Annotated in this window: 13 protein-coding genes; 5 read left to right on the top strand and 8 right to left on the bottom strand. The window is 69.5% G+C overall.

Annotated elements, in window-relative coordinates; genetic code table 11:
- The first annotated feature begins 37 nt into the window (after nt 1-37).
- Nucleotides 38-631, top strand: coding sequence for a DNA-3-methyladenine glycosylase I (locus ACE3OU_RS13475; protein WP_374242070.1), 594 nt, complete (start codon nt 38-40; stop codon nt 629-631).
- 263 nt (nt 632-894) lie between these two features.
- The gene (locus ACE3OU_RS13470) at nt 895-1,743 is read left to right on the top strand and encodes a D-hexose-6-phosphate mutarotase (protein WP_374242069.1); all 849 of its coding nucleotides are present in this window, start codon (nt 895-897) and stop codon (nt 1,741-1,743) included.
- A 21-nt stretch (nt 1,744-1,764) separates the two neighbouring features.
- Here ACE3OU_RS13470 and ACE3OU_RS13465 read toward each other — a convergent pair whose 3' ends face one another.
- Nucleotides 1,765-3,717, bottom strand: a complete 1,953-nt coding sequence (locus ACE3OU_RS13465) for an acyltransferase family protein (RefSeq protein ID WP_374242068.1) — start codon at nt 3,715-3,717, stop codon at nt 1,765-1,767.
- A 132-nt stretch (nt 3,718-3,849) separates the two neighbouring features.
- Nucleotides 3,850-5,226, bottom strand: a complete 1,377-nt coding sequence (locus tag ACE3OU_RS13460; RefSeq protein WP_374242067.1) for a hypothetical protein — start codon at nt 5,224-5,226, stop codon at nt 3,850-3,852.
- A gap of 183 nt (nt 5,227-5,409) precedes the next feature.
- Between ACE3OU_RS13460 and ACE3OU_RS13455 the strand changes: the two genes are divergently transcribed.
- Nucleotides 5,410-7,740, top strand: a complete 2,331-nt coding sequence (locus ACE3OU_RS13455; protein WP_374242066.1) for a Tex family protein — start codon at nt 5,410-5,412, stop codon at nt 7,738-7,740.
- A 249-nt stretch (nt 7,741-7,989) separates the two neighbouring features.
- Here ACE3OU_RS13455 and dnaE read toward each other — a convergent pair whose 3' ends face one another.
- On the bottom strand, nt 7,990-11,481 hold the full coding sequence (gene dnaE / locus ACE3OU_RS13450) for a DNA polymerase III subunit alpha (RefSeq protein ID WP_374242065.1): 3,492 nt from the start codon (nt 11,479-11,481) through the stop codon (nt 7,990-7,992).
- Between the two features lie 53 nt (nt 11,482-11,534).
- A complete protein-coding gene (locus ACE3OU_RS13445) occupies nt 11,535-12,659 on the bottom strand; it encodes a rhomboid family intramembrane serine protease (RefSeq protein ID WP_374242064.1) in 1,125 nt (374 codons plus the stop codon).
- 270 nt (nt 12,660-12,929) lie between these two features.
- On the opposite strand from ACE3OU_RS13445, the gene ACE3OU_RS13440 reads away from it, so the two are divergent.
- Nucleotides 12,930-13,964, top strand: a complete 1,035-nt coding sequence (locus tag ACE3OU_RS13440) for a GGDEF domain-containing protein (RefSeq protein ID WP_374242063.1) — start codon at nt 12,930-12,932, stop codon at nt 13,962-13,964.
- A gap of 24 nt (nt 13,965-13,988) precedes the next feature.
- Here the strand turns inward: ACE3OU_RS13440 and ACE3OU_RS13435 are convergent, their stop codons facing one another.
- The 3 genes from ACE3OU_RS13435 to ACE3OU_RS13425 form a co-directional block, all read right to left on the bottom strand.
- Entirely contained in the window at nt 13,989-14,372 is a 384-nt protein-coding gene (locus tag ACE3OU_RS13435; RefSeq protein WP_374242062.1) for a hypothetical protein, read from the bottom strand.
- 2 nt (nt 14,373-14,374) lie between these two features.
- Entirely contained in the window at nt 14,375-15,349 is a 975-nt protein-coding gene (locus ACE3OU_RS13430; protein WP_374242102.1) for a quinone oxidoreductase, read from the bottom strand.
- A gap of 119 nt (nt 15,350-15,468) precedes the next feature.
- Nucleotides 15,469-17,763, bottom strand: coding sequence for an NADP-dependent malic enzyme (locus tag ACE3OU_RS13425; protein WP_374242061.1), 2,295 nt, complete (start codon nt 17,761-17,763; stop codon nt 15,469-15,471).
- 369 nt (nt 17,764-18,132) lie between these two features.
- Between ACE3OU_RS13425 and ACE3OU_RS13420 the strand changes: the two genes are divergently transcribed.
- Complete coding sequence (locus ACE3OU_RS13420) at nt 18,133-18,900, top strand: ParA family protein (protein ID WP_374242060.1); 768 nt, start codon at nt 18,133-18,135, stop codon at nt 18,898-18,900.
- A 21-nt stretch (nt 18,901-18,921) separates the two neighbouring features.
- On the opposite strand, the gene ACE3OU_RS13415 is transcribed toward ACE3OU_RS13420, so the two are convergent.
- Nucleotides 18,922-19,806 carry a transglycosylase SLT domain-containing protein gene (locus ACE3OU_RS13415; protein WP_374242059.1) on the bottom strand — a complete coding sequence of 295 codons (885 nt, stop codon included), beginning with the start codon at nt 19,804-19,806 and terminating at the stop codon, nt 18,922-18,924.
- Nucleotides 19,807-20,165: the final 359 nt, after the last annotated feature.

The raw sequence follows: 20,165 nt of genomic DNA, 5'->3' as shown, positions 1-20,165 counted from the left end.
CCGGGGCGCCCTGGCGCATCTCGAGGAGCAACCCCCCATGACCACGGCCTCCGACACGCCCACGCGCTGCAGCTGGTGCGGGCAGGACGCCCTCTACCAGGCCTACCACGACCGCGAATGGGGCGTGCCGCTGCACGACGACCGGGCGCTGTTCGAGCTGCTCACCCTCGAAGGCGCCCAGGCGGGCCTGTCCTGGCTCACCGTGCTCAAGAAGCGCGACAACTACCGCGCAGCCTTCGCCGGCTTCGACCCGGCGCGGGTGGCGCGCTTCGGCCCCGACGACGAAACCCGGCTCCTCGCCAACCCCGGCATCATCCGCAACCGCCTCAAGATCGCCGCGACGATCGGCAACGCCCGCGCCTTCCTGGACGTGCAGGCCGAGTTCGGCAGCTTCGATGGGTGGCTGTGGCGCTTCGTGGATGGCCGCCCCATCCACAACTCCTGGGACGACCTCGGCCAGGTGCCGGCCAGCACCCCGCTCTCCGACGCCCTAAGCAAGGCACTGCGCCAGCGCGGCTTCCGCTTCGTGGGCAGCACCATCTGCTACGCCTTCATGCAGTCGGCGGGGTTGGTCAACGACCACCTCACCACCTGCTTCCGCCATCGTGAAGTGGCTGGGCTATCATCCTAAAAATGGCAGGTGACCGCTTTCCCCCAGCCAAGGAGCCGCACGAGCACGCGCCTTCGGGCCCTCGCCGACCTTTTCCCGGAAGGTGACGGCGCCGCACGCTCGCGGGTACGCCTGCGCGGGCGCCTGGTTTTGTCGCTCTGCCCTGCAGGCATGGGCCTGCAGCGGTCGCTTTGCACCAGACACCCGCCCGGACGCACCCACAAGCGCGTCCCACTGCCGTTTCCAGGATAATCGCCCGCCTGACAAACCCACCCGACCCACCCATGAACGCTCAGATCGAAACCGCCGAGCTCCACGGCCAGCCCGTCCTCAAGCTGCAGACGCCCGACGGCGCCGTGGCCCTCATCAGCCTGTTCGGCGCCCAGGTGCTGTCCTGGGTGCCCGCCGGCGGCGAAGACCGCCTCTACCTCAGCCCCGACGCCGTGTTCGACGGCGCCACGCCGATCCGCGGCGGCGTGCCCCTGTGCTTCCCGCAATTCGCCGGCCGCGGCCCGCTGCCCAAGCACGGCTTCGCCCGCACCCGCCAGTGGGAAGTCGGCAACACCCGCGCCGGCAAGGATTTTGCCCTCGCCACCCTGCGCCTCACCGACGACGCCACCACCCGCGCCCTGTGGCCCCACGCCTTCAGCGCCGAGATGAGCATCTCGATCGGCGGCGACCGCCTCGACCTGGAGCTGGAAGTGGACAACACCGGCGATGCGCCCTTCCACTTCACCGCCGCGCTGCATACCTACCTCAAGGTGCGCGAGGTCGAGGCGCTGCGCATCGAGGGCCTGCGTGGCCTCGAATACTGCGACAGCGCCGCCGGCGACAGCCTGAAGAAGGAGACCGGCGTCGGCCTCACCATCGAAGGCGAGGTGGACCGCATCTACCACAACGCCCCGCCGACCCTGCTGGTCCGCGAGGACAACCGTGCGATGGGCATCCACAGCCAGAACTTCCCCGACGTGGTGATCTGGAACCCGTGGGAAGACAAATGCGCCCAGCTCGCCGACATGCCCCGCGACGGCTTCCGCCGCATGCTGTGCGTCGAGGCGGCCGCCGTGCGCGAACCCGTCGAGCTCGCCCCCGGCGCCGGCTGGTGGGGCCGCCAGTCGCTGGTGGCGATGTAATCCCGCCGGGGCGCGGCACCGTCAGCGTGGCGCGGCGGCCCCCGGCTCCAGCTGCGCCGCCAGCCCCAGCTTGCGCGCCAGCAGCACCGACCCCTCGTGGGTCAGGTGCACGCTGTCCACATACAGTAGCTGCCCGTCCAGGTGGCTCACGCAGCGGGACGCATCGCACAGCGGCCCGTCCAGGGACACCTGCGCCAGGCCCGGCTCGCCCTTCAGGGCGTCGAGCAGCCGGGCCGTGCGGGCATAGCGCTGGCGGTAGGCCTCCAGCGGCACGTCGCAGTCGGCCCGCGGCGCGCCCAGCACCAGCTTGCCCTGGGCCCGGCGCTCCGCGCAGGCGCCAATGCTGAAGCCCGAGGCCGGCGGCGGCGCCACCAGCACGACCCGCTTGCCCATCCCGGTCAGCGCCCGCACCGTCGCGCGCAAGGCCGCCTCGGCCCGCTCGATGCTCGCCTCCCCCTCGACCAGCGTGCCGTCCTGATGCGCGAGGGTGCGCCAGTGGTTGCGCGGGTCCTCCGGCGTCAGCAACTGGCGGAAGGGGCTGGAGAGCACCACCACCTCGATGGATTTCGTCCGGCGCAGGTAATCCAGCACCGAATCGTTGAACGCAATGCAGGCCTCGCTCCACGGGCGCTGGTAAAACACGTCCGACAAGGGCGCCAGCCCCACCGTCGGCGGGCAGTTTCCGCGGGTCGCCTGCTGCACGCCGCGACGCGTCGTCGCGACGATGCCCGGCACCAGGTGCATCGCGAAGGAATCGCCCCACACCATCACGCTGGGGTTCGGCGCGCTCTGGCATTCGGGCTTGGGGCTGAAGGGCGTCTCATACACGCAGGCCGACGAGAAGCCGTCGTTGGCCCGGCGCACATGGGCGTAATCGACGTCGGACGCCAGCCCGGCGGCCATCGCCACCGGCACCCCGATCACGCCGCAGGACGCGGCCAGCGTACCGAGCGCGAAGCGCCGGGACGGCTGCGGCTGCCAGCGGCGGGTCGGCATCTCGACGCAGCGGTAGAGCAGCAGCCCGAGGCCGATCCCGACCATCAGGGTCAGCAGGCTCTGGAGCGGCGTCACAGTGGAGACCGACGCGTTCTTGAGGAAGGCGAAGGGCGGCCAGTGGGCCAGGTAGAGGGAATAGGACACGTCGCCGACGCGGGCCAGGGCGCGGGACACCAGCGCCCGCTCCAGCAACGGGTGGCGTCGGGCGATCACCACCGCCGTCGCCAGGCACACCAGCAGCGCATCGAGCCCCGGGTGCGGCAGGCCGGTGGGGAACACCGGGATCACCGCCAGCACCGCCACCGCCGGCCAGAACAAGGCCGCCAGCACGGGCTGGAGACGCAGCATCAGCCCCGGCATCAGCGCGATCATCGAGCCGACCCCCAGCTCCCAGCCCCGGGTCGGCAACAGGTAGAAGGTGGCGGTCGGCTTGAACGACTGCAGGCCCAGGCACATCCCGAGGCTGGCCACGAACATCAGCACCCCGCCGGGCACCCAGTAGCGGCGCGGCGTGAACGCCAGGAAGGCGGGCAGCAACAGGTAGTACTGCTCCTCGATGGACAATGACCAGGTGTGCAGCAGCGGCTTGAGGTCGGCCGCCCCGGAAAAGTAGCCGGTCTGCATCAGCAGCACCAGGTTGGCGCTGAAGGTCACCGCGCCCCAGACCTGCTTGATGAAATCCTGCAGTTCCTGGGCGTTGAGCGCGAAAGGCGCCACGACGGCCGACGCCAGGAAGGTCGCGTAGGCCGCCGGCAGCAGGCGCTTGGCCCGCCGGAAATAAAAGGTCTTGAAGCTGAAGCGCCCCGCCTCGACCTCCTTGCGAACCATATCGGTGATCAGGAAGCCGGAGATGACGAAGAAGACGTCCACCCCCAGGAAGCCGGCCCCCAGGAAATCGAAGCCCGCGTGATAGAACAGGACCAGTGACACAGCCAGACCGCGGAGGGCCTGAATATCCGTTCTGAATCCTTGACTCATCGCCTGAACACCATTCGCGCCCCATGACCACCGAGCCGCCGGGCCAGCACAAAAAAAGCGGCAGCGCCTCCCCACCGGAAACGCTGCCGCATCATAGTCTGCCAGAGGGGGCCACGCCCCCCTCAATTTGTCTTAGTTCGTGCCAGCCCTCACTGTTTCGGCAACATTGCGGCCATTGACCCGCACCACCGCGATGACGTGTCCGGAGCTGTCGGTGTCGACCGGCTCGATGCTCAGGCTGCCGCCATCGAGCGCCCGCTGCAGGCGCTGGGTGGCGTGTTCGGACGTCATGCCCGGCTCACGCGCGTCGAGGCCCTGGACCCGGATCTTGCGCCCGCCCTGGTAGAAGGTCGCACCATCCATCGCGTAGGCCCGCGCCACGCCACGGGCGGGGCGCTGGACCACCGCCGGCGCGGCCAGCGGCGCCGGGGCCGGCGCACTCACCGCCGGCGAATGGGGCACCGGCGCTGGCGCGGGGGCTGGTGCGGCCGCGGGAACAGGGGCCGGAGCCGGCGCCGACTCGACCGCGCGGGCAGCGGACATCGCGGCGGCGGCCGCAGCGGCAGCCTCGGCAGCCGACAGACTGCTGGAGGACGCGGCGTAGGCCGGCACCACGGGCGCCGCCGGGCGCACCGCCACCGGCTTCGGCGCCTCGGTGGTCGGGCGCAGCTGCGGAACAGCGGGGGCGACCGGCTGCGGCGGCGGGATCGTCACGGACTGGCGCCCCACCGGCGCAGCAGGCGGCTGTGCGGGCTGGAGCGGCTGGGGCGAACGCAGCTGGCGCACGGCCTCGCTGCGCGGGACCGGGGGCGTGGTCGGCACGAAGGCTTCCCGGCCGATGCCCCGGGTGGCCGGCCCCGGTGCGGGCATGGGCGCCGGCAGCGGCGCCGGACGGGCGGCCGCCGGCGGCGGCACGGGGGTCCGGAGCGCCGGCTCGACGGCGGCCTGGCGCGCGCTGCGCGGCGGCGGCTCACGCAGCTCGGAGCGGAGCTGGGCCTGACGCCCGCGGGCCTCGCGCACCGGCTCCTCGCGGGCATCGCGGGCTTTCCGGCCGCGGGCCGCCAGGCGTTCCTCGCGGGCCGCAGCCCGGGCCTCGGCCCGGGTCATGCGCTCGGGCCTGGCCGGCGCCTGGGCGGCGGCCTTCTTGCCAGCGGCGTCCCGCTCGGTGGCCTTGCGCCCCTTCGCCGGCACGTCCTTCTCGACACGCTCCTTGGCATTGCGGCCCTTGGCCACGACGGTGTTGTCGGCCCGGCCCTTGTCCTTGTCGGCGACGCGCTTGTCGGCGCGACGCTCGGCCCGCGACTTGACGGGCTCGGCCTTGGCTGCCGGCGCGCGGGTGGCCGCGGCCTTGGCAGCCGCCTTGGGCGGCGCCTTGACTGCGGCCGCCTTGGGGGCCGCCTGCTTGTGAGCCGGCTTGACCTGCGTCGGCTGGGGCGCGGCGGAGGCATCGCCCCCGAGCACCACCATGCCGAACGCTGCCACTGCCAGCGCAGCAAATACGTGATTCATAAGATGTCATCTCCAGCGTGGCCGGATGCGCCAAAAACGGCGACCGGCGTGGGGTGCGCGGACAAAGACCCTGTCCACGACACGAATAATCGGGGGATTTTACCGGAAACTCCCTCCTCGACGGGCTTGCAGGCAAGCCCGGAGATTGGGCACCATGCGCCCTTTTGAAATCCGGGCCTGCCCATGCTTCTGCCGATCGAACAACGCATTGCCGCCGAGTTAGGTGTACAACCCCGCCAGGTCATCGCTGCGGTGCAGCTCCTCGACGAAGGCGCGACGGTGCCCTTCGTCGCCCGCTACCGCAAGGAAGTCACCGGCGGCCTCGACGACACCCAGCTGCGCAACCTCGAAGAACGCCTCGGCTACCTGCGCGAACTCGAGGAGCGCCGCGCCGCGGTGATCAACAGCATCGCCGAACAGGGCAAGCTCGACCCGGCGCTGCGCGAAGCCATCGAGAACGCCGAGACCAAGCAGCGCCTCGAAGACCTCTACCTGCCCTTCAAGCAGAAGCGCCGCACCAAGGCCCAGATCGCCCGCGAGGCCGGCATCCAGCCGCTGGCCGACGCCCTGCTGGCCGACCCGACCCTGACGCCGGAGACGGAAGCCGCCGCCTACCTCAACGCCGATGCCGGCTTTGCCGACACCAAGGCCGTGCTGGACGGCGCCCGCCAGATCCTGATGGAGCGCTTCGCCGAAGACGCCGAGCTGCTCGGCAAGCTGCGCGAATACCTCAACGACCACGGCGTCGTCGCCTCCACCGTGATCACCGATAAGGAGACCGACCCCGCCGCCGCCAAGTTCCGCGACTGGTTCGATTTCCGCGAAGCCATCGGCACCGTGCCGTCCCACCGGGCGCTGGCCCTGTTCCGCGGCCGCAACGAAGGTTTCCTGCGCCTGCAGCTGGCCCTCGACTCCGACCCCACCGACGGCAGCCCGGCCGGCCCCAACCCCTGCGAGGGGCGCATCGCCGGCCACTTCGGCATCAAGGACCAGGGCCGCCCGGCCGACGCCTGGCTGCGCGAGACGGTGCGCTGGGCCTGGAGCGTCAAGATCTCGCTGCACCTCGAACTCGAGCTGCTCGGCCAGCTCCGCGAGCGCGCCGAAGAAGAAGCCATCCGCGTCTTCGGCCGCAACCTGAAAGACCTGCTGCTCGCCGCCCCCGCCGGCCCGCGCGCCACCCTGGGCCTCGACCCGGGCCTGCGCACCGGCGTCAAGGTGGCGGTGGTGGACCAGACCGGCAAGCTCGTCGACACCGCCACCATCTACCCCCACGAGCCCCGCCGCGACTGGGACGGCAGCCTGCACACCCTCGCGAAGCTGTGCGAGAAGCACGGGGTTTCGCTGATCGCCATCGGCAACGGCACCGCCAGCCGCGAGACCGACAGGCTCGCCGCCGAGCTGATCAAGCTGCGCCCCGCGCTCGCCATGACCAAGATCGTCGTCTCGGAGGCCGGCGCCTCGGTGTATTCCGCCTCCGAGCTGGCCGCCCGGGAGTTCCCCGACCTCGACGTGAGCCTGCGCGGCGCCGTCTCCATCGCCCGCCGTCTGCAGGACCCGCTGGCCGAGCTGGTCAAGATCGACCCCAAATCCATCGGCGTCGGCCAGTACCAGCACGACGTCAACCAGAGCCGCCTGGCGCGGGCCCTCGATTCGGTGGTCGAAGACTGCGTGAACGCCGTCGGCGTGGATGTGAACATGGCCTCCGCGGCGCTGCTCACCCGCATCTCCGGCCTCAACCCCACCCTGGCCGCCAATATCGTGGCCCACCGGGATGCCAACGGCCCCTTCCCCAACCGCGCCGCGCTGCTCGACGTGCCGCGCCTCGGCCCCAAGACCTTTGAACAGGCCGCCGGCTTCCTGCGCGTGATGGGCGGCAACAACCCGCTGGATGCCTCGGCGGTGCACCCCGAAGCCTATCCGGTGGTCGAGCGCATCCTCGCCGATATCCAGAAAGGCGTGCGCGACGTGATGGGCGACAGCCGCCTGCTCGGCCAGCTCAAGGCCGACCGCTACACCGACGAGCGCTTCGGCCTGCCCACGGTGCAGGACATCCTGAAGGAACTCGACAAGCCCGGCCGCGACCCGCGCCCCGAGTTCACCACCGCCAGCTTCAAGGAGGGGGTCGAAGACCTCAAGGATCTCGCCATCGGCATGATCCTCGAAGGGGTGGTCACCAACGTCACCAACTTCGGCGCCTTCGTGGACATCGGCGTGCACCAGGACGGCCTGGTGCATGTGTCGGCCCTCGCCGACCGCTTCGTGAAAGACCCCCACAGCGTCGTCAAGGCTGGCCAGGTGGTGAAGGTGAAGGTGCTGGAGGTCGACCTGCCCCGCAAGCGCATCGCCCTCACCATGCGCATGGGCGACCAGCCCCCGGCCGCCGGCCAGGGCAACGGCACCCGCGAGCCCCGCGACCCGCGCGGCGGCAGACACGGCGCGGCAGCCAAGCCCCAGCGCGAAGCGGCAATGGCCGGGTCCCTCGCCAGCGCGTTTGCCAAGGCGCTGAAAAAGTAAAAGGCGCACCGGGCCGGGCAATGCCTCCCGGCCCGAATCACGGGGGGCTTGCGGACGCGGCCCCGGCCGCCCCCGCCGCACAAACCCGGCGGGCCGACTGGCCCTGAGCGCGGGGTTGCGGCATCCACCGCAGTCACCCACGGCGGGTCAGACCAAGGCAGCCTTCCGGCTGGCCCTGCGCGCGGGGCTATCCAGCAAACCGCCGCCCCACCTGGCCTGCCACGCGCAGCGCGTCACGCATCACTCGGCCTACCCATACACCACCTCGACCGCCTCCGGCGGCAGCCATTCGCGCAGGCTCGCCAGCAGGTCGTCGTCGGGGCGCACGCGCCAGCTGGGGCCGAGGGGCAGCTCGCCTTCGGCGCTGGCGTTGCGGTAGCGCACGCGGATCGGGCACTCGCCCTCGCGGAAGGGTTCGAGGGCGGCCTGCAGGCGGTCGACCGCCGCCACCGCCCCGCCGGCTTCGCCCACCTCGCCGTTCAGGCGGATGTGCAGCGCGCGGGCAAAGCGGCCGCGGGCCTCGCCGAGTGTCATCAGCTTGTCGGCGACGATGCGCAGGCCGCCGGAGAAGTCGTCGTTGCTCACCTTGGCGTCGACGATGAGCACCTCGTCCACCACGATGCGCTGGCGGTTGTTGTCGAAGACCTCGGAGAACACCGACACCTCCCGCGGCGTGGTGCCGTCGTCGAGCAGCACGAAGGCGATCTTGCCGCGGGCGGTCATCTTGGCGCGCACCTCCATCACCACGCCGGCCAGGGTGATGAGGTCCTTGCTCGGCTCCACGTTGGCGAGCGGGCGCCGCACGAAACGCCGTACCTCGTCCTTGAAGGCATTGAACGGGTGGCCGGAGAGGAAGAAGCCGATGGCGATCTTCTCTTCCTTGAGCTTGTCCCGCTCCCCCCACGGGCGCACCTTGACGTAGTCGGCCATCGGCGGCGCGGCTTCGCCGGGGATGTCGAAGAGGCCGCTCTGCAGCGCGTTGGCGGCGATCTGGTCGGCGGCCTCGATGGCCAGGCCGACACTGGCGAGCAGCGTATGGCGCTCGGCCGGCTGGCTGGGGGCGATGGTGTCGAAGGCGCCGGCCCGCACCAGGGCCTCGATGACGCGGCGGTTGGCGAGGCGCTTGTCGACCCGGCAGGCAAAGTCGAAGAGGTCCTTGAAGGGCCCGCCCGCCTCCCGCGCCGCCAGGATCGCCCGCACCGCCGGCTCGCCGACGCCCTTCACGGCGCCGAGGCCGTAGCGGATCGTCTTCGCATCGGTGGGCACGAAGCGGTAGTCGGAGGCGTTGACGTCCGGCGGCAGCACCTTGATGCCGTTGGCCACCGTGTCTTCGTAGAAGATCTTGATGGTGTCGGTGTTGTCCAGGTCGGCCGACATGGTGGCGGCCATGAAGGCCGCGCAGTGGTAGGCCTTCAGCCAGGCGGTGTGGTAGGTGACCACCGCGTAGGCCGCCGTGTGCGACTTGTTGAAGCCGTACTCGGCGAACTTGGTCATCAGGTCGAAGAGCTGCTCGGCCAGCGCCGGGTCGTAGCCCTTGGCCCGGGCACCGGCGGCGATAGTCTCGCGGTGCTTGGCCATCTCCTCGGGCTTCTTCTTGCCCATCGCCCGGCGCAGCATGTCGGCACCCCCCAGGGTGTAGCCCCCGATGATCTGGGAGATCTGCATCACCTGTTCCTGGTACACGATCACCCCGTAGGTGGGCGACAGGCAGCCTTCGAGGTCCGGGTGGAAGTAGTCGATGGCCTGCTGGCCTTTTTTACGCAGGATGAAGTCGTCCACCATCCCCGAGCCGAGCGGCCCCGGGCGGTACAGCGCGAGCACGGCGATGATGTCCTCGAAGCGGTCGGGGGCCAGCTTCTTGAGGAGCTTCTTCATGCCGTCCGATTCCACCTGGAAGATCGCGGTGGTGTTAGCGTCGCGGAGGATCTGGTAGGCGGCCTGGTCTTCGAAGCCCAGGCTCATCAGGTCGGGCCGGTGGCCGGTGAGGCGCTGGACGTATTCGAGGGCCAGCTCGATGATGGTGAGGTTGCGCAGCCCCAGGAAGTCGAACTTGACGAGGCCCACCGCCTCCACGTCGTCCTTGTCGAACTGGGACACCGGGGTGGCATCCTCGCCGTCGGCGATGTAGAGCGGGCAGAAGTCGGTGAGCTTGCCGGGGGCGATCAGCACGCCGCCGGCGTGCATGCCGACGCCACGGGTGAGGCCCTCGAGGGGCTCGGCGAGCCCCCACAGCTCCTGGATCGACTCACCGTCGCTGGAGTCGTTCATCAGCTCGTTGATCTGCGGCTCCTGATCGCGGGCGTCGGCGAGCGACAGGGGCTTGTTCTGCACCACCGGGATCAGCTTGGAGAGCCGGTCGCACAGGCCGTAGGGCAGGTCGAGCACGCGGCCGACGTCGCGCACCACGGCCTTCGAGGCCATGGTGCCGAAGGTGGCGATCTGGCTGACGGCGTCCTTGCCGTAGCGCTCGCGCACGTATTCGATCACGCGGTAGCGGTTGTCCTGGCAGAAATCGATGTCGAAGTCGGGCATCGACACCCGCTCGGGGTTGAGGAAGCGCTCGAACAGCAGCGCGTAGGCCAGCGGGTCGATGTCGGTGATCTTGAGCGAATAGGCCACCAGCGAGCCCGCCCCCGAGCCCCGCCCGGGGCCCACCGGCACGCCGTTGTTCTTGCCCCACTGGATGAAGTCGGCCACGATCAGGAAGTAGCCCGGGAAGCCCATCTGGATGATGGTGTCGGTCTCGAACTTGAGCCGCTCCTCGTAGCGCGGGCGCTGCTGCTCGCGCTCCTCGGGGTGCGGGTAGAGCTGGGCGAGGCGCTCCTCGAGGCCGGTCCTGGCTTCCTGGATCAGGAAGTCGTCGAGGCTCATGCCCTCGGGGGTCGGGAAGAGCGGCAGGAAGTTCTTGCCGAGCTGCACCGTGAGCGAGCAGCGGCGGGCGATCTCAACGCTGTTCTCGAGGGCCTCGGGCAGGTCGGCGAAGAGCGCCGCCATCTCGTCCTGGGTCTTGAAGTACTGCTGCTCGGTGAATTCCTTGGGCCGGCGCTTGTCGGCCAGCACGTAGCCCTCGGCGATGCACACCCGGGCCTCGTGGGCCTTGAAGTCTTCGGGGCGGGTGAACTGGATCGGGTGGGTCGCCACCACCGGCAGCTCGAGCCGGTTGGCGATCGCCACCGCGTCGCGGATGTAGGCCTCGGTGCCCGGATGGCCGGCGCGCTGGAGCTCGATGTAGTAGCCGCCGGGGAAGCGCCGCGACCAGTCGGCGGCGAGGGTCTCGGCGAGGCGCGTGTTGCCGGCGGCGATCGCCTGGCCCACGTCGCCGTCCCGGGCGCCGGAGAGGCACAGCAGGTCGGAGGCGGACTCGGCGGTGAGCCAGTCGCGGCGGATCTCGGCCCGGCTGCGGTACTTGTTTTCCATGTAGGCGCGGGTCAGCAGCTCGCACAGCTGGCCGTAGCCCTTGCGGTTCTTGCAGATCAGCAGCACCCGGTGGGGCTTGTCCCGGTCGGGCTCGGCGGTGATCCAGCAGTCGGCGCCGATGATCGGCTTGATGCCCTTGCCGCGGGCACCCTTGTAGAACTTGACCATCCCGAACAGGTTGGCCAGATCGGAGATGCCGAGGGCCGGCATGCCGTCGGCGGCGGCGCGGGCGATGGCGGAATCGACCTGCACGATCCCGTCGGAGATCGAGTACTCGGTGTGGAGGCGCAGGTGGACGAAGCGGGGGGCGTGGGATTCAGGCATGGGCGGATTTTACCTGCCACCCACGGCGCCATCACCCCCGCGGCGGCAATTTATCAGCGGCCGCCGGAGGCCTCCAGCGAGCGGCGCAGGCGCATCTGCAGCAGGATGTTGTCGGCCTGCAGCTGCAGCGTGCGGGAGCGCTCGAACCACAGGGGCTGGCGCGTCTCGAGGCCCTGGGCGAGGGCCTTGAGGGCGTCGCGGCGGGCCTCGGCGTAATGCACCAGCTCGTCGCGGTGCATGTCCTGGCCGGGCGGCACCTGGCGCCAGCCGAGCTGGGTGATGGCCCGCTCCCAGCCGGGGATCAGGTCGCGCTCGAGCCGCTCGAGGGCGGCAAGCTCGGTGAACTGCTTCTGGCGCAGCCCCTCGAGCAGCTCGCCCTGCTCCCGCAGCAGCTCCTGCTCCTCCAGCGAGAAGCGCTGCAGGGTCTGGTTGAAGGCGCTGTCCATCTCGAAGCGCTGCACCGTCTGCGGCGCCGACAGCCACATCGCCGCGCCGAGGGCGGCGCACACCACGAGCCCGCCCAGCGCCCGGGGCGTACGCCAGTCCACCGGCTGTGGGGCAACCAGCGGCCGGGCCAGCGCCGCCCCCATCACCAGCCCGCCGAGAAGGCCGCCGAGGTGGGCGGCGTTGTCGATGCCGGGAATCGAGAACCCGGCGAACAGCGAATAACCGATGAAACCCAGCGTGCCCGAACGCATCTCGCGGAAGATCTCGTTGGGCACCGAGCCACGCTGGAGCAGCAGGTAGGAGAGCAGCGCCCCATACACCCCGAAGATCGCGCCCGAGGCGCCAACGCTCACCGGCCCGGGCTTCCACCACAGGCTGGCCAGGTTGCCGAGCAGCCCGGCCACCAGGTACAGCACCGCGAACCCCAGCCGCCCATACAGGCGCTCGACCACCTGCCCGGCCTGGTGCAGCGCCAGCATGTTGAGGCCCACGTGCAGCAGCCCGCCGTGCAGGAACAGGGCCGTGAGCAGGCGCCAGGGCTGGTCCTTCTGCACCAGCGGCGCAAAATTGCCGCCGACGCGGATCAGCAGCTCCGAGGGGATCAGCAGCGGGCTCATGCAGGCGAGCGCGAGCAGCGCGAAGATCACCGCGTTGGCTACCACCAGGGCACGGGTGACCGCTGCCGTCTCGACCCGGGAAAACAGGACGTTGATGAAAGTGTCGTAGTTCAAGGGAGGCGCCAGGGCGGTAACGGATCAGGCTGGATTATCCTGGAAACGGCGGCAGGACGCGCCGGCAAAGGCACGACAATCAGTGCTCATGCGGTTTCCGGGCGTGCGGGCAAGCATCGAGCGGCGGCGGGAGGATTATACCCAGCGCGTGCCGGCTCCACCCCTGGCGCCGCAGGGCCGGCGTGACCGATGCCGCCTTGCTGAAACAACCCACGCCGCGGCGCTTTTCGTCAATATAATCATGGGTTGTCATGCAAAACCCCAGGCACCATGATCCACGTCCTCAAACACGTCGAGTCGATCACCCAGCACAGGGACCGCAGCCTCCTCGAGCTGGGGGTCGCGTCGGCCCTCTTCGAGCTGGTGAAGGCCACCGAGGTCAACCTCTACAAGGTGCTCAACGAGGGTGACACGCCGCTGCTCGAACAGGTCACCCACGTGGGCACGGACGGCCTGCGCTTCAACTCCGAATTCGACGAAGAACACGAGCCGACGCCGGTCACCGAGCGGCCCGAGATGGAAGCCTGCGTCAATCAGGTGCAGATCATCCTGCGCCACGACGAAGCCAACGGCCTCTACGTGCATTGTTTCCCGATCAGCCTCGAGCGGGGCGTGCTGGGCGTGCTCGAAGTGATCTGTACCCGGGCCCTGGTCGACGACGACCTGGGCACCGCGGAGGGTTTCCTGGGGCTGTACCGCAACTACCTCAACCTGCTCGACTACAGCGAGCGCGACACCCTCACCGGGCTGCGCAACCGCAAGACCTTCGACGAGAACATCGGCAAGATCCTCGGCAACATCGCCCGCCTCGGCTCGGACGGCTCCGGCCAGCGCCGCCGCCCCCGGGACGGCTACCAGCACTGGCTGGCGGTGGTGGACGTGGACCATTTCAAGCGCATCAACGACCAGTTCGGCCACCTGTACGGCGACGAGGTGCTGCTGCTGCTCGCCCGCATCATGCGGCAGAGCTTCCGCCAGCAGGACAAGCTGTTCCGCTTCGGCGGCGAGGAGTTCGTGATCGTGCTGCGGGCCGCCTCCGAAAAGGAGGTGCGCAGCGCCCTCGAACGCTTCCGCCGGGCCATCGAAGCCTACGACTTCCCGCAGATCGGCCAGGTCACGGCGAGCATCGGCTTCACCATGATCAAGGCCGACGACACCATCCCCGAGATCGTCGGGCGCGCCGACGAGGCGCTGTATGTGGCCAAGGAGAGCGGCCGCAACCAGCTCGCCAACTACGAGCAACTGCTGGCCGAGGGCCGCGTCAGCGTGCGCGAGCAGCCCGGCGGCGACATCGAGTTCTTCTGACCCCGGCCGGGGCCCTGCCCTGCGCTACTTGGCGGCCGCCTGGGCCGGCAGCTCCTTGAGGGCCTGCTTGCGCTCGCCTTCGGCGGCGTAGATGCGGCCCTGCTGCTCGTCGGTGAGGGGCGCCTTGAGATCCCGCTCGAGGGAGTTGTAGATGCGCGGCAGGCGGTCTGTGAGCCGGCCCTTGGCGGGGATCGCCCGGAGCACCTGCTCGCGGCTGGCGCCGGTGATGAGCATCACCTTCTGCACGAAGGCGTCCTCGATGCGGCGGGTCTCGGCCTGCAGGTAGGCGACCTGGGTCGGCGTCAGGACCGGCGCCGGCGGCTGGGCGAGGCCCGGGCGGGGCGACAGGCCGAACGACAGGGCGAGCACGGCGGCCAGCAGGCCGCCACGGGAAATCAGGCTTTTCATGGTCACGGAATCAATACGGTGGAACCGGTGGTGCGCCGCGCCTCCAGCGCGGCATGGGCAAGGGCCGCATCCCGGAGCGGATAACGCTGATTGACCGAGATGCGCACCTGCCCCGAGGCCACCACGTCGAACAACTCGCCGGCCATCGCCAGCAGGTCGGCCCGACGCTGGGTGTAATGGAACAGGGTCGGGCGGGTCAGGAAGAGCGAGCCCATCTTCATCAGCAGGGACGGCTCGAAGGCCGGCACCGGGCCGGAGGCGTTGCCGAAGCTGACCATCATGCCGAGGGGCCGCAGGCAGGCCAGGGAATCGAAGAAGGTGTCCTTGCCGACGGAGTCGTATACCACCGCCACGCCTTCGCCGGCGGTGAGCTCGCGCACCCGCTGGGACACCTTCTCGCGGCTCGTCACGATGGTGTGGTCGCAACCGTGCCGGCGGGCCAGCTCGGCCTTTTCGTCGGAGCTGACGGTGCCGATCACGGTGGCGCCGAGGGCCTTCGCCCACTGGCATACGATCAGGCCGACGCCACCCGCCGCCGCGTGGATGAGGAGGGTGTCGCCCGGCTGCACGCGGTAGGTGCGCCGCAGCAGATACTGGGCGGTGAGGCCCTGCATCATGACCGCCGCGCCCTGCTCGAAGGACAGGGCCTCGGGCAGCTTCACCAGCTCGGCGGCGGCGATGTTGCGGACGTCGGAATAGGCGCCGACGGGCCCGCCGGCGTAGGCAACCCGGTCGCCCGGCAAGAATTCGGAGACACCCTCGCCCACCGCCTCGACGACGCCGGCCGCCTCCTGGCCGAGGCCGGAAGGCAGCGGCACCGGGTAGAGCCCGGAGCGGTGATAGGTATCGATGAAATTGACGCCGACCGCCCGGTGACGGACCTGCACCTCACCCGCCGCCGGGGCGTCGAGGGGCGCCTCGACCCACTGCAGGACATCGGGGCCGCCGGTCTGGTCGAAACGGATGAGATGGCGAATGGGCTGGGGCATGCATCACCTCTGACGAAGCTGGACACCCCGATTGTACCGGACGCAGCGCAACATGCGCGGCGCATGCACGCCGCCCCGTGGGGAGCGGCGTGCAAAAAGGCGCAGCCTCAGCCGGCCTGCTGCTCGCGCTGCTCGCGGGCATCGACCACCGCGAGGGCGGTCATGTTCACGAGCCGGCGCACCGACGCCGACGGGGTCAGGATGTGCACCGAGCGGGCGCTGCCGAGCAGGATCGGGCCCACCGCCACGCCGTCGCCGTTGGCCACCTTGAGCAGGTTGAAGGCGATGTTGGCGGCGTCCAGGTTGGGCATCACCAGCAGGTTGGCCTCGCCGTGGAGGGTCGAGTCCGGATGCAGGCGCTCGCGGATCTCCGGCGACAGGGCCGAATCACCGTGCATCTCGCCGTCGCACTGCAGCTCGGGAGCCCTGGCCTGCAGGATCTCGCGGGCCGCCCGCATCTTCAGCGACGAGGCGCTGCGGGCGCTGCCGAAGTTGGAGTGGGACAGCAGGGCCACCTTCGGCTCGATGCCAAAACGGCGCATCTCGTCGGCCGCCATCAGGGCGATCTCGGCGGTTTCCTCGGCGTTGGGCATCTCGTTGACGTAGGTATCGGCGATCGCGATGACCCGCTTGGGCAGCAGCAGGATGTTCATAGAGGCCAGCAGGCCGGCACCCGGTTTGCGGCCGATGAGGCTCTCCACGTGGCGGAAGTGCTGGTCGTAGGAACCCGTGGTGCCGCAGATCAGCGCGTCGGCGTCGCCGCGGCGCAGCAGCATGCAGCCGATCAGGGTGGAGTCGGCGCGCAGGGCCTCGCGGGCGGAGTCGGGGGTGACACCGTCGCGGCTCATCAGGCGGTAGTACTCCTGCCACAGCTCGCGGTAGCGGCTGTCGGACTCGATGTTCACCACATCGAAATCGCGGCCGGACTGCAGGTTGAGACCGAGCTTCTCGATGCGCATGTCGATCACTGCCGGGCGGCCGATGAGGATCGGGCGAGCCAGGTTCTCGTCCACCACCGCGCGCACCGCGCGCAGCACGCGCTCGCTCTCGCCTTCCGAGTAGAGCACGCGCTTCTGCTCGAGGGGCACGCGCTTGGCGATGCTGAACACCGGCTTCATCACGATGCCGGACTGATACACGAACTCGTTGAGGCTCTGGACGTAGGCCTCCATGTCGATCGAGCGGGTCGCGACGCCCGAGTCGATGGCCGCCTGGGCCACGGCGGGGGCGATCTTGACGATCAGGCGCGGGTCGAAGGGCTTCGGGATCAGGTAGTTGGGGCCGAAGTTGAGATCGGCGCCGACGTAGGCCTGGGCCACCACGTCGGAGGACTCGGCCTCGGCCAGCTCGGCGATGGCCTTCACGCAGGCGAGCTTCATCTCCTCGGTGATCTTGGTCGCCGCCACGTCGAGGGCGCCCCGGAAGATGAAGGGGAAGCACAGCACGTTGTTGACCTGGTTCGGGAAGTCCGAACGGCCGGTGGCGATGATGGCGTCGGGGCGGACCTCCTTGGCCAGCTCGGGCATGATCTCGGGCGTCGGGTTGGCGAGCGCGAAGATCAGCGGCTTGTCGGCCATGGTCTTGACCATCTCGGGCTTCAGCACGCCGGCGGTGGACAGGCCGAGGAACACATCGGCGCCGACCATCGCGTCGGCCAGGGTGCGGAACCCGGTGTCCTGGGCGTAGCGGGCCTTGGTGGGCTCCATGTTGGCGTCGCGGCCAATGTAGATCACGCCCTTGGAATCGCACACGAAGACGTTCTCGCGGCGGATGCCGAGGCTGCACCACAGCTCGAGGCAGGCGATGGCCGCGGCGCCGGCGCCGGAGCACACCACCTTGACCTCGTCGATCTTCTTGTCGACCACCTTGAGGCCGTTGAGCATCGCCGCCGCCGAGATGATCGCGGTGCCGTGCTGGTCGTCGTGGAAGACGGGGATGTTCATGCGCTCGCGCAGCTTCTGCTCGATGTAGAAGCACTCGGGCGCCTTGATGTCCTCGAGGTTGATGCCGCCGAGGGTGGGCTCGAGGGCGGCGATGATGTCGATCAGCTTGTCCGGGTCGTTCTCGGCCAGTTCGATGTCGAACACGTCGATGTTGGCGAATTTCTTGAACAGGCAGCCCTTGCCTTCCATCACCGGCTTGGCGGCCAGCGGGCCGATGTTGCCGAGGCCCAGCACCGCCGTGCCGTTGGTGACCACCGCCACCAGGTTGCCGCGGGAGGTGTACTCCTGCGCGTCGGCCGGATCGGCGACGATCGCATCGCAGGCCGCCGCGACGCCCGGCGAGTAGGCCAGCGCCAGGTCGCGCTGGTTGGTCAGCCCCTTGGTGGGCACCACCGAAATCTTGCCGCGGGTCGGGCTGCGGTGATAATCGAGGGCGGCGGCGATGAAATCCTTGTCCATGTATCTCTCTTCTTCTCGCTAGTTATTGTTCTGACGGCGTTGCGGCACAAACGCAGCGTCGACAGCGGAAAAACGGCCCTCATCCGCTTGATGGATGATCATGGCCGGGAGTCTTGAATCCTGGTGTAGCCCGAAAATGGGCAGTCGCCCCAGCACGGCGCCCGGCGGCAACGCTTTCGCGTGGCACCCCGGCAACCGCATGCGGACAAAAGTGCGCCGCCTGCGCGGCAACAGGCACAAACGGCTCTCAATCAATAAGAGTTTACCCGACAGGGCGCGATTTCGCACCCCCGGTAAATACGGACAGACCCCGATTGCGTGGCACAATCGCGCGCATTCGACAATATTCCGCACAGGAGGGGAGAAAAGATGCGACGCGTGGTGTTCAACCAGAAGGGCGGCGTGGGCAAATCCACCATCACCTGCAACCTGGCCGCGATCAGCGCCCAGAACGGCCTGCGCACCCTGGTCGTGGACCTCGACCCCCAGGGCAACTCGACCCACTACCTGCTGGGCGACGCCGCCGAGGAGGCCGAAGACACCCTCGCGGGCCTCTTCGAGCAGAGCCTGAACTTCAAGTTCAACCCCAAGAAGACCGCCGAGTTCGTCCACGCCACGCCCTACGCCGGGCTGTCGATCATGCCGTCCCACCCCGACCTGGGCGACCTGCAGGGCAAGCTCGAATCCCGCTACAAGATCTTCAAGCTGCGCGAGGCCCTCGACGAGCTCGAGGACGACTTCGACGCGGTGTTCATCGACACGCCGCCGGCGCTCAACTTCTATACGCGTTCGGCGCTGATCGCCACCCAGCGCTGCCTGATCCCCTTCGACTGCGACGACTTCTCGCGCCGCGCGCTGTACTCGCTGCTCGACAACGTCCAGGAGATCAAGGCCGACCACAACCGCAACCTGGAGGTAGAGGGCATCGTGGTGAACCAGTTCCAGCCCCGCGCCAGCCTGCCCCAGAAGCTCGTCCAGGAACTCATCGCCGAGGGCCTGCCGCTGTTCAAGACCTATCTCTCCAGCTCGATCCGGATCCGCGAGAGCCACGAGCAGGCCAGGCCGATGATCCACCTCGACCCGAAGCACAAGCTCACCCAGGAATTCATCGCCCTGCACGCCGAGTTGCAGGGCTGAGGCCCGCGAGCCCCCGCGCCGTCAGCCCTTCGCCAGTTCGGCGTGGCGCGGCGCGCGGTAGAAGGTGAGGATGCGGCGCACGTACTCCTGGGTCTCGGCGAAGGGTGGCACGCCCTTGTAGCGCATCACGTTGCCCTCCCCCGCGTTATAGGCCGCCGCGGCCAGCGCCACGTCGCCCTTGAACTGGCTCAGCAGCCAGCGCAGGTAAGCCAGGCCGCCGCGCACGTTCTGCTCCGGATCGAGGGCATCCCGCACGCCAAAGCGCTCGGCGGTGTCGGGGATCAGCTGCATCAGCCCGAGGGCGTTCTTCGGCGAGCGGGCCGCCGCGTCGAAATTGGATTCGGTGCGCACGATCGCCAGCGCCAGGCGCGGGTCCACCTTGAAGCGCGGCGCCAGCTTCTGCACCAGCAGCGCATGGCGGCGCTTGTCGGCCGGCAGGGCCTTCACGAAACGCTCCACCACCTCGAAGGGCACCGCCTCGTTCGCGTCGGCCTCGGCCAGCACCGGCGCCGCACCGCTGGTCAGGCAATCGGGCAGGCGCTCGCCGGCGGCGAGGGGCCCCACCAGGCTGGCCGCCCGCTCGTGGCCACGCTGGGCCGCGATCGACAGCAGGGTGATCGCCACCTGGTTGTCCCGTGCCACGCCCTGCCCCATCAGGTACAGCCGGCCGAGGCGATACTGCCCCTCCACGCTGCCGTCCCGCGCCGCCGCGCAATACTGGGCCGCCGCGACGCCGGGCTGACGGTTCAACTCCGCCCGATAGCCGCCCTCCAGCAGGCGCGCGATGGCCGGCGGCTCCTCGCTCCACTCAGGCGCCTCCGGCGGCGCCCCGGCCGCCTGCACCCCCAGGGCGAGGATGGACGGCAGCAGCGCGGCAAGAAGACGGGGCAGGCGGAAAAGCATCATCGGGGCGGACAGGGGGAGGAATTCAGGGCTGAATGATGGATCAGGCGCGGCGGATCCGCCGTGACGGCGTTCCGCCCGCCCCCCGGATCGGGGCGCTGCAGCAACCTGCGTCACAAGACGCAACAAATAACGTGCATTTGACTAATGATCCCGTCCCGCACCTAGCCAGATTGTTGGCGCTGTCGCGGACCCAAGCAGCTTGAAGCACATGGGTAAAAGCAAGGCACGACCTCCCAGCCCTCACTGGGAATACCCCTGCATGTAGCCCTCCCACTTCACGTCCTTGCGCAGGCCCCACCAGGGCAGGTAGGCGTGGCGCTCGCCGCGGGCGCGGAACCAGTCCTTGGTGGGGTCAACGC

The sequence above is a fragment of the Zoogloea sp. genome (genome assembly GCF_041908905.1).
Lineage (GTDB): Bacteria > Pseudomonadota > Gammaproteobacteria > Burkholderiales > Rhodocyclaceae > Zoogloea.
This window is presented reverse-complemented; position numbering and strand designations above follow the sequence as displayed.

Bases quoted from the DNA above. Each gene is read 5' to 3' on its own strand.
- ACE3OU_RS13475 (WP_374242070.1), top strand. From the start codon at position 38: ATGACCACGGCCTCCGACACGCCCACGCGCTGCAGCTGGTGCGGGCAG.
- ACE3OU_RS13470 (WP_374242069.1), top strand. From the start codon at position 895: ATGAACGCTCAGATCGAAACCGCCGAGCTCCACGGCCAGCCCGTCCTC.
- ACE3OU_RS13465 (WP_374242068.1), bottom strand. From the start codon at position 3,717: ATGAGTCAAGGATTCAGAACGGATATTCAGGCCCTCCGCGGTCTGGCT.
- ACE3OU_RS13460 (WP_374242067.1), bottom strand. From the start codon at position 5,226: ATGAATCACGTATTTGCTGCGCTGGCAGTGGCAGCGTTCGGCATGGTG.
- ACE3OU_RS13455 (WP_374242066.1), top strand. From the start codon at position 5,410: ATGCTTCTGCCGATCGAACAACGCATTGCCGCCGAGTTAGGTGTACAA.
- dnaE (WP_374242065.1), bottom strand. From the start codon at position 11,481: ATGCCTGAATCCCACGCCCCCCGCTTCGTCCACCTGCGCCTCCACACC.
- ACE3OU_RS13440 (WP_374242063.1), top strand. From the start codon at position 12,930: ATGATCCACGTCCTCAAACACGTCGAGTCGATCACCCAGCACAGGGAC.
- ACE3OU_RS13435 (WP_374242062.1), bottom strand. From the start codon at position 14,372: ATGAAAAGCCTGATTTCCCGTGGCGGCCTGCTGGCCGCCGTGCTCGCC.
- ACE3OU_RS13425 (WP_374242061.1), bottom strand. From the start codon at position 17,763: ATGGACAAGGATTTCATCGCCGCCGCCCTCGATTATCACCGCAGCCCG.
- ACE3OU_RS13420 (WP_374242060.1), top strand. From the start codon at position 18,133: ATGCGACGCGTGGTGTTCAACCAGAAGGGCGGCGTGGGCAAATCCACC.
- ACE3OU_RS13415 (WP_374242059.1), bottom strand. From the start codon at position 19,806: ATGATGCTTTTCCGCCTGCCCCGTCTTCTTGCCGCGCTGCTGCCGTCC.